The sequence below is a fragment of the Thauera aminoaromatica S2 genome, assembly GCF_000310185.1.
Taxonomy (GTDB): domain Bacteria; phylum Pseudomonadota; class Gammaproteobacteria; order Burkholderiales; family Rhodocyclaceae; genus Thauera; species Thauera aminoaromatica.
The window spans coordinates 1-1,099 of record NZ_AMXD01000297.1 but is presented as its reverse complement, the minus strand read 5'-3'; the positions used below and the strand labels follow the sequence as shown (position 1 = coordinate 1,099).

Sequence of the window (1,099 nt, the reverse complement as noted above, 5' to 3'; positions counted from 1 at the left end):
CGCTGCGGTGCAGGAGGCCGCCCAGGCGCGGCGGGCGCTCCGCGCTCACGCTGCGTCCTCCACCGCTGCGTCGGCAAGCCCATGGAGTGCGAGCAGGCGCAGGCAGCGTGCGTGATGGGCGCTGCCGTTCGCCGCAGGCACGCGCACGCCGGGCAGCGCGAGCGCGTAGCGCAGGCCTTCGCGCTCGGCGGCGAGCACCCAGGCGGTGAGCCGCGACAGCCGGCGTTCGTCGTCGAGTCCGGCTGGAAGACGCTCCCAGTCGAGCAGGAGCGCGCGCTCCTGTCCGGCGGCGAACTCCTTGGTCAGCATCGGACCTCCGCGCGCGAGCACCTTCCACGCCACATGGCGCGGCGAGTCGGCGCTGCGATGCGCGCGCAGGCCGGCGAAGTCGTCGTCGCCCTCGCGTGCGCGCCGGCCGCCGTCGGCATCGCCGCCTGCATCGAGGGGCAGGGGCGGCGGATCGGACTCCGGCGTGGGCAGCACCAGGCACTCGGCCTCGGGGACGAACACGCTCCAGGCGCGGATGAGGCCGAGCGGCCAGTGCGTCTCGAGCACGCTGCGCCCGAGCGCGAGCCGGCCGCGCCGGAGCGCGGGGCAGGCCAGCGTGACGGCGCTTTCCTGTGCGGGGGGGAGCGCGAATGCGCTCCATTGCCCGTGCGCGGCGAGGCGCAAGGCAGGACGTCGTCGCGGGGCGGGGTTATCGACCAGGAGGGAGAACACGGCAGTCTCGCCCGCGAACACCGGTGCGCAGCGCCCCGGGCGGATCGACAGGCCATGGAGGTTGCGGAAGGCGTGCACCATGCTCGCTGCGGCGCTGCCGCCGAGGGTGAACACGAGCGCGTAACCGAGGCTCAGGTTGTAGTTGATCGCCGCGATCAGCATCACCAGCAGCGCGAAGGCGAAGCCGATGCCCGCGGCGCTCGGCAGCACGTAGATGCGGCGTTGGCCGAGGCGGATCGGCGCGGGCTCCGGGGCGCCGATGCGGAACAGCCAGCGGTCGGCGGCGTGGCGCAGCGGCGTGGCGAGCGATGCGGCGGGGCGCGCCATCAGCCCACGGCGACGGCCTGCAGCAGCCGCAGCAGCGTCGCCTGCGGCGCCG

The 1,099-nt window shown here is 75.2% G+C and carries 1 protein-coding gene; it reads right to left on the bottom strand.

Annotation, left to right across the window (positions count from 1 at the left end):
- Positions 1 to 45: 45 nt before the first annotated feature.
- Entirely contained in the window at positions 46 to 1,047 is a 1,002-nt protein-coding gene (locus C665_RS19700; RefSeq protein WP_004330407.1) for a DUF58 domain-containing protein, read from the bottom strand.
- Positions 1,048 to 1,099 lie beyond the last annotated feature (52 nt).